Origin of the sequence: Streptomyces sp. NPDC126497 (assembly GCF_040302425.1) — a bacterium.
Lineage (GTDB): Bacteria > Actinomycetota > Actinomycetes > Streptomycetales > Streptomycetaceae > Streptomyces.
The window spans coordinates 24,600-32,857 of record NZ_JBEORT010000077.1; the positions used below are offsets into that span (position 1 = coordinate 24,600).

At 72.4% G+C, this 8,258-nt stretch carries 5 protein-coding genes; 3 read left to right on the top strand and 2 right to left on the bottom strand.

Features of this window, described 5'->3' with window-relative positions; genetic code table 11:
• Window positions 1–111 precede the first annotated feature (111 nt).
• On the bottom strand, window positions 112–1,719 hold the full coding sequence (locus ABTY20_RS26220; protein WP_351999509.1) for an NADH-ubiquinone oxidoreductase-F iron-sulfur binding region domain-containing protein: 1,608 nt from the start codon (window positions 1,717–1,719) through the stop codon (window positions 112–114).
• Window positions 1,716–2,969: a cytochrome b/b6 domain-containing protein gene (locus ABTY20_RS26225; RefSeq protein ID WP_351999510.1), complete on the bottom strand. Its 1,254-nt coding sequence runs from the start codon at window positions 2,967–2,969 to the stop codon at window positions 1,716–1,718. Before ABTY20_RS26225 ends, ABTY20_RS26220 begins: the two co-directional genes overlap by 4 nt.
• Window positions 2,970–3,438: 469 nt before the next feature.
• Here ABTY20_RS26225 and leuS point away from each other — a divergent pair, with 469 nt between their 5' ends.
• The 3 genes from leuS (at window position 3,439) to ABTY20_RS26240 (ending at window position 8,152) form a co-directional block, all read left to right on the top strand.
• Window positions 3,439–6,321, top strand: a complete 2,883-nt coding sequence (gene leuS / locus ABTY20_RS26230) for a leucine--tRNA ligase (protein WP_351999511.1) — start codon at window positions 3,439–3,441, stop codon at window positions 6,319–6,321.
• A 194-nt stretch (window positions 6,322–6,515) separates the two neighbouring features.
• A complete protein-coding gene (locus ABTY20_RS26235; RefSeq protein WP_351999512.1) occupies window positions 6,516–7,223 on the top strand; it encodes a hypothetical protein in 708 nt (235 codons plus the stop codon).
• Between the two features lie 83 nt (window positions 7,224–7,306).
• Window positions 7,307–8,152 (top strand): DegV family protein, encoded by an 846-nt coding sequence (locus ABTY20_RS26240; protein WP_351999513.1) that lies wholly within the window; start codon window positions 7,307–7,309, stop codon window positions 8,150–8,152.
• Window positions 8,153–8,258: the final 106 nt, after the last annotated feature.

Here is an 8,258-nt window from a genome sequence, read left to right on the forward strand (position 1 = left end):
CACCCGAACGGGTGGTCCGCCCTCACTGGTTGTGTCCGGTCACGGGCGGCGGAGCCCGGCGGTGTCCGGTGTCCGGTGTCCGCCCCCGTCGGCCGCGGGGGCGGACCCGTCTCAGCGGCCCAGGGCCCGCCGGCCGCGTCCCTGGGAGAGCACCGGCAGATTGCGGGACGGCGCCTTGGCCTGGGGCGTCTCGTCCTCGATGCGCAGCGCCAGCGCCGGGCAGCGGCGCACCGCCCGCAGCGCCTTCGCCTCGGCGAAACGCGGCACCTGGGCCTGAGCCACCGTCGGGAAACCGTCCGCGCCGAGCTGGAAGACCTCCGGGAGGATGTCCGCGCACAGTCCGTGGCCCCGGCACAGCGTCCAGTCGACGTAGATCTTCTGGCGGCTGGGCCCGTTCTCCGCCCCGCCGCCCGGGATGCCCGTGGGGGCCCTGCCCCCCTCGAAGAGCGGCAGGACGCCCGCCACGGGCCGTCCGCAGCCGTTGCCGAGGACATGCGCGGCGAGGTCGTCGGTGAACGCCTTGAGGGTCGACTCCAGGAACATCGCGGAGCCGTCCGGGTGCGAACACGCCCCGCGCCGCTTCACGTTCCTGGCGACCTGCTTGACCGCCTCCAGGGCGGCGGGACCGCCGCCGCCCAGGATGTCCTCCAGGCCGCGCGCGGCGGCCGGCAGCCCCAGGTAGCAGGGGCCGCACTGGCCCGCGCTCTCCTCCGCCAGCCACTGGGCGACCCGCAGCGACTCGCCCAGCGGACAGGTGTCCTGACTGATCGGCAGGATCGCGCCCGCGCCCAGCGAACCGCCCACCGCGTCCAGGGAGTTGCGGGAGACGATCGCCTCGTCGACGGTCGCCGCGTCGATCCACTTGCCGTGGTAGCCGCCGGTCAGCACCCCCTGCGGCACCGGCGGGGCGCCGGCCAGCTGGAGGACGTAGCGCAGCGGCACGCCCGTCGGCACCTCGATCACCATGGGGCGGGCCACCGCCCCGGACACCGTGAGCATCACGGTGCCCGGCTCGTCGTACAGGCCGGTGTTGCCGTAGCGCTCCGGGCCGATGCGGGCGGCGATGGCGAGCTGGGCGAAGGTCTCGGCGTTGGACAGCAGCGTGGGCGCGCCGCCGACGCCGTTCTTCGAGGCGCTGACCTTGCGGCCCGGCGGGATGGCCGGGCCGCCGTCGATGGAACGGATCAGGGAGGCCGCCGCGCCCGTGACCATGCGGACCGGGTTGCGCTGCACGCGGGCGCGCAGCGCGGAGCGGCGGCCGTTGTTCAGGCCGCGCTCGGCGAGCGCGGCCTCCATGGAGCGCTGGGTGGACTCCCGGGTGACCCCCACCACGAGCGTGCGGGCCCCCATGGCCTCGGCGCACAGCAGCGCGCCGTCCAGGATGAGGTGCGGGGCGCGGTTGATCAGCACCGTGTCCTTGCGGCAGGCCGGCTCGTCCTCGCTGCCGTTGACGACGACGACCGGCCTCACGCCGCGCTTGATCGCAGATTCGGCGACCGAGCGCAGCTTCCGGTGGAAGGGGAACCCCGCGCCGCCGCGGCCCCTGAGGTTGATGCGTTCGGCGAGCTGCGCGAGCTGCTCACCGCCCAGGGGCTCGAGCGGCCCGTGCACCTTGAGGTGCATGGGCAGGTCGAGCCGGTCGACAAGGTCGAAGCCCGACGTGAGCTGGGGAAGGCCGACCACGCGGACTTCAGGTACGTCGGGCAGGGCCTCGTTCACTTGTAGCCTCCGGACGGCGTGTTCCAAGGTTCGCCCGAGCCCGGTGCGTCGAAGTCGTAGGACGACGAGGGCGACGCACCGGGGAGTGGTGCATTGGCGGGACCGCTGTTGTACGTGTCATCCGGGTGGTACGTGCCGTAGAGGGTGTTCGTCTCACCGGTGTCGCGCACATCACGTGAACCGAACCCGGAGGCGGCCGAATTGTCATGGGCCGGGATGGTGTATCCGGTGTCCTGGAGCGGGTCGTACGCCGAGGGCGGGGCCTCGCCGACCGGCGGCGGGGACGGGATCGGCCAGTCGCCCGAGGTGCTGGAGGGGCCGTCCACGCGCGGGACGGCCTCCGTGGGCCACATGTCCGGCGGCAGTTCCATGCGCGCGGTCGCGTCGGGGAGCGGCGGCTGTCCGGCCGCCGGCCGGGCGGGCGTCGACACGGCGCGGTAGGCGGCCGCGAAGCCGTTCGCCGGTTCCGGGGCGGGGACGCGTCCGGCCGTCTCGTACGGCGGGCGTTCGCCGCGCGGGCGCTCGTCGTCCCGCGCGGAGCCGCGTCCGCCGCCGTACCCGGCCAGTGCGGAGCCGGCCGCCCGGGACCGGCTCTCCTCCAGCCGCTCCTCGCGGCCCCGCCGCTGGTCGGCGGTGCCGAGCAGTGCGGTGACCCGGTCGGCGATCCTGCGCTTCACCCGGGGCGGGGAGGCGCGCACGACGAGGGCCGCCGTGACGCCGACCACGGACAGCCCGTAGAGGATCAGGAAGACCGGCTTGGCCGCTCGACCCGCGTAGAGGCCGTGCACCAGCGCGGCGCACCAGGCCGGATAGGCCAGCATGTGCATCGCCCGCCAGCGGGCCGCGACCGGCGCCGGGGAGGCGAAGCGGTTGCGCAGCACGCCGGTGACGCCCACGAAGATCATCAGCAGACCGGCGAGGGTGCCGAGCCCGATGAGGAAGGACCTGCCGGCGACGACCTCGTCGTCCGTGAGGGCCAGCCCGAAGGGGACGACCGCGGCGATCCACGTGGTGTGGTCCAGGACCAGCTTGATGACGATGTGCACCAGCAGGAAGACGATCGAGGCGACCGCGGTCGTCCGGTGCACCGCCTGCGCCCAGATCCGCTGACGGGGGCCGAGCAGGATCCGGTCCTGGGCGACGAGCCCCCAGATCACCGAGCAGCTCAGACAGACCAGGGACAGGACGCCCACACCGAAGTTGAGGAACTCGACGAGCCAGTCGTCCGCCGTGCTGTCGTCCGTCCTCACGACGCACCTCCCGGCGTCGCGACGCGGAGCGGGCACACCGAAGCCGCAGCCGACCGGCCCCGTGCGGGGGGTGGGCTGCTGTCTGGGCGAGGGTTCATGGGGGCAACTCCGAAGGTTCGGTAAAGCGGTCCCGCTGCCGAACTCTAAGGCTCGTCATACCGATGAGTACGAGGTTTGAGTTATTGCGCTGTTATCAAAAGATCATGAGACCGTTGCGATGCCCCTTAGCGGTTGTTACGCGAAGTAACCTTTGACTCCGGGTCAGCGCGTCGCGGCGCGATCGGTGGCTGCGGTACCCTGGCGCCATGCGTGCCGTACGCCTTCTGCTTAGCGAGCCGCGCTGATCAGTCCCGACCGCCGGTGACCGGCGGGCCGGAATCGGCGCGGCGTCCCCTCCTGTGCGAGGGGATTTTTCATTTCCAGGAAGTCGCAGCAGCAGGCAGAGACGATCGATGGAGCATTGAGGATCATGAGCGAGACGAACCCCGCTGCCACCGCAGCCGCGGAGGCCGCGCCGCACCGCTACACGGCCGCCCTGGCGGCCGAGATCGAGGCACGCTGGCAGGACTTCTGGGACGCCGAGGGCACGTACGCCGCGCCGAACCCGAGCGGCGACCTGTCGGGCGATCCGGAGACGGCCGCCCGGCCCAAGAAGTTCATCATGGACATGTTCCCGTACCCCTCCGGTGCGGGACTGCACGTCGGACACCCGCTGGGGTACATCGCCACCGACGTCTTCGCCCGCTTCCAGCGCATGACCGGGCACAACGTCCTGCACACCCTGGGCTTCGACGCCTTCGGCCTGCCCGCCGAGCAGTACGCCGTGCAGACCGGCACGCACCCGCGGGTGTCGACCGAGGCCAACATGGAGAACATGAAGTCCCAGCTGCGCCGGCTGGGCCTGGGCCACGACAAGCGCCGGTCGTTCGCCACGATCGACCCCGAGTACTACAAGTGGACCCAGTGGATCTTCCTGCAGATCTTCAACTCCTGGTACGACGAGAAGGCGGACAAGGCCCGCCCGATCGCCGAGCTGGTCGCCCAGTTCGAGTCCGGTGAGCGCGGCGTCCCCGGCGACCGCTCCTGGGGCGAACTGACCGCGGCGGAGCGCGCCGACGTCCTGAGCGGGTACCGCCTGGCCTACGCCTCCGACGCGCCGGTCAACTGGTGCCCCGGCCTGGGCACCGTCCTGGCCAACGAGGAGGTCACCGCCGAGGGCCGTTCCGAGCGCGGCAACTTCCCCGTCTTCAAGGCCAAGCTGCGCCAGTGGAACATGCGCATCACCGCCTACGCGGACCGCCTGCTGAACGACCTGGACGCCCTGGACTGGCCCGAGGCCATCAAGCTGCAGCAGCGCAACTGGATCGGCCGCTCCGAGGGCGCCCGCGTCGACTTCCCCATCGACGGCGAGGACATCACCGTCTTCACCACGCGCCCCGACACCCTGTTCGGCGCCACCTACATGGTGCTGGCGCCCGAGCACCCGCTGGTCGAGAAGTTCACCCCGGACGCCTGGCCCGAGGGCACCCACGCGGTGTGGACCGGCGGACACGCCACGCCCGCCGAGGCCGTCGCCGCCTACCGCGCGCAGGCCGCCGCCAAGTCCGACGTCGAGCGGCAGGCCGAGGCCAAGGACAAGACCGGCGTCTTCATCGGCGCGTACGCGACCAACCCGGTCAACGGCGAGCGGGTCCCCGTCTTCATCGCCGACTACGTCCTGATGGGCTACGGCACCGGCGCGATCATGGCCGTCCCGGCGGGCGACCAGCGCGACTTCGAGTTCGCGCGCGCCTTCGAGCTGCCGATCCACTGCATCGTCGAGCCGACCGACGGCCGCGGCACGGACACCTCCACCTGGGAGAACGCGTTCGCCTCGTACGACGCGAGGATCATCAACTCGTCGAACGGCGAGATCTCCCTGGACGGCCTGTCCGTCGTCGAGGCCAAGGCGCGCATCATCGAATGGCTGGAGCGCGAGGGCCACGGCGAGGGCACCGTCAACTTCCGCCTGCGCGACTGGCTGTTCAGCCGGCAGCGCTACTGGGGCGAGCCCTTCCCGATCGTCTACGACGAGGACGGCGTCGCCCACCCGCTGCCCGAGTCGATGCTGCCGCTGGAGCTGCCCGAGGTCGAGGACTACAGCCCCCGCACCTTCGATCCGGACGACGCCGACACCCAGCCCGAGACGCCGCTGTCCCGCAACGAGGACTGGGTCAACGTCACCCTGGACCTGGGCGACGGGCCGAAGAAGTACCGCCGCGAGACCAACACCATGCCCAACTGGGCCGGTTCCTGCTGGTACGAGCTGCGCTACCTGGACCCGCACAACGACGACCGGCTGGTCGACCCGGCCGTCGAGCAGTACTGGATGGGCCCGCGGGAGGGCATGCCGCACGGCGGCGTCGACCTGTACGTCGGCGGCGCCGAACACGCCGTGCTGCACCTGCTGTACGCGCGCTTCTGGTCCAAGGTGCTGTACGACCTGGGGCACGTCTCGTCGGCGGAGCCGTTCCACAAGCTGTTCAACCAGGGCATGATCCAGGCCTACGTCTACCGCGACAGCCGGGGCATCGCCGTGCCGGCCGCCGAGGTGGAGGAGCGCGACGGCGGCTACTGGTACCAGGGCGAGCGGGTCTCCCGGCTGCTGGGCAAGATGGGCAAGTCCCTGAAGAACGCGGTCACCCCGGACGAGATCTGCGCCGAGTACGGGGCCGACACGCTGCGCCTGTACGAGATGGCCATGGGCCCGCTGGACGTGTCCCGTCCGTGGGACACCCGCGCGGTGGTCGGCCAGTTCCGGCTGCTGCAGCGGCTGTGGCGCAACATCGTCGACGAGACGAGCGGCGAGGTCACGGTCGTCGACGACGGGGCCGTCGCCACCGACGAGGACACCCTGCGCGCCCTGCACAAGGCGATCGACGGCGTGCGCGGCGACCTGGAGGGGATGCGCTTCAACACCGCCATCGCCAAGGTCACCGAGCTGAACAACCACCTGACCAAGCGCGGAGGGGCGCTGCCGCGCTCCGTCGCGGAGTCCCTGGTGCTGCTGGTCGCGCCGCTGGCCCCGCACATCGCCGAGGAGCTGTGGCGCAAGCTGGGGCACACGGACTCCGTGGTGCACCAGGACTTCCCGGTGGCCGACCCGGCGTACGTGGTCGACGAGACCGTCACCTGCGTCGTGCAGGTCAAGGGCAAGGTCAAGGCGCGGCTGGAGGTCTCCCCGGGCATCGCCGAGGACGAGCTGGAGAAGGCCGCGCTGGCCGACGAGCGGGTCGTCGCGGCGCTGGACGGCGCCGGGATCCGCAAGGTGATCGTCCGGGCGCCGAAGCTGGTGAACATCGTCCCGGCGTGAGACGGGCGTTTCGGGGTCCGTCCGGTGCGACCCACCGGACGGACCCCGGAAGGGCCGACGGTCCGGGTGGTCCGGGTGGTCCCCTACGGGCAGGTTCGGGGTCCTTCAGGAACTCCGGACCTGCCCGCTGCGTTTACCGTTGAAGAGCGGCGCGACGTGCGCCGGGAGACCAGAGGGTCCGGAGGAGGAGCTTCGTGGAAGCGGTGTTCGCAGTGGTCGCCCTGCTCTTCGTGCTCTTCGTCGCGCTCGGCGTCTACGCCACGGTGAAGGTCGTCGGCGCCGCCAAGCGCAGCGCGGACCGTCACATCACCCAGGCCCGCCGCACGGTCGAGGACCACACCCTGAAGGCCAAGGCCTTCGTGCAGCCCGGCCCGGCCGGCGAGATCGCCCAGCTCCGGCTGGCGCTGCGCACCTCCATGCGGGCCACCCAGGACGCCCTGGAGGCCGCGGTCGCCGAGGACGCGTCCCTCAAGGAGTCCCTCGGCCTCTTCCAGCGGCTCAGCGCGCACGGCCACGAACTGGACGGCGAACTCAGGCGCCTGGAGACCGAGCCGGACCGTGCCGCCCTCGCCGCCCGGCTGCCCGAGCTGCGCGAGCGCACCGAGCGCATCACGGGCTCCGCGGACTCCCTGCGCTGGGCGGCCCGCGACCGCGCCCGCCGTTTCGCCTCCGATGACCTGGACTCCCTGAGCGAGCAGATCGACATGGAGGCCGGGGCGCTGCGCCACTGGACCACCACGGAGCAGCACCCGGCGCCCCCGCCCTGGCCCGAGACGCCGGCCGCCGACACCCCCGATCCCGCCACGGCGAAGGAACCGGAGCAGCGGCCCGCCATCGCCCCGTCGGCACCGCGTCCCGCCTACCCCTGGCAGAAGAAGGCCCGCCCCGAGAGCACCACGTGAGCACCGCCTGATCCGGCCACGGTCCGACGCGGCCCGCGGGGCCGGGCTGCCGCCCGGGCGCCACGGCAGGTAACCTCCAGCTCATGTCCCGCCATGTCGCGATCGTCACCGATTCAACGGCCTACCTGCCGGCCCGGACGATGGAGCGGCACCGCATCACGGCGGTACCCCTGACCGTGGTCCTCGGCGACCGCGCGCTCGAAGAGGGCACGGAGATCTCCACCCGCTCCCTCGCCCAGGCTTTGCAGAAGCGGCGCCCGGTCACCACCTCGCGGCCCGGCCCCGAGGTCTTCGCCGAGACCTATCGGAAGGCCGCCGAATCCGGCGCGACCGGCATCGTCTCCCTCCACCTCTCCGCGGAGCTCTCCGGCACCCACGACGCGGCGGTCGTCGCCGCCCGCGGGGCGCCGGTGCCGGTGCGGGTGGTGGACACCGGCATGATCGCGATGGCGCTCGGATTCTGCGCGCTGGCGGCGGCGGAGACCGCGGAGGCGGGCGGCACGGTGGACGAGGCGGTCACGGCCGCGGAGAAACGGGCCGCTGGCACCTCCGCCTACTTCTACGTCGACACCCTCGACTACCTGCGCCGGGGCGGCCGGATCGGCGCCGCGCAGGCACTGCTGGGCTCGGCCCTCGCGGTCAAACCGCTGCTGCAGCTGGCGGGCGGCCGGATCGAGCCGCTGGAGAAGGTGCGCACGGCGTCGAAGGCGATCGCCCGCCTGGAGGAGATCGCGGCCGAGCGGGCGGGCGGGGCGGAGGTCGACGTCGCCGTCCACCACCTCGCCGCACAGGAGCGCGCCGCGGCCCTCGCCGACCGGCTGCGGACCCGGCTGCCGGGACTGGCGGACCTCCACGTCAGCGAGGTGGGCGCGGTGATCGGGGCACACACGGGACCCGGACTGCTGGGGGTCGTGGTCTCGGCCCGGTGAGGCCGGCGCGTCTCAACCGAGCCGTGCTGCTGCGGCGGCAGTTCCGCCCAGAAGGTCACGGGCCTGCCGTCCGCCTCTACCGGCTGCTCCACGTCGACCAGGCGAA

Bases quoted from the DNA above. Each gene is read 5' to 3' on its own strand.
- leuS (WP_351999511.1), top strand. From the start codon at position 3,439: ATGAGCGAGACGAACCCCGCTGCCACCGCAGCCGCGGAGGCCGCGCCG.
- ABTY20_RS26240 (WP_351999513.1), top strand. From the start codon at position 7,307: ATGTCCCGCCATGTCGCGATCGTCACCGATTCAACGGCCTACCTGCCG.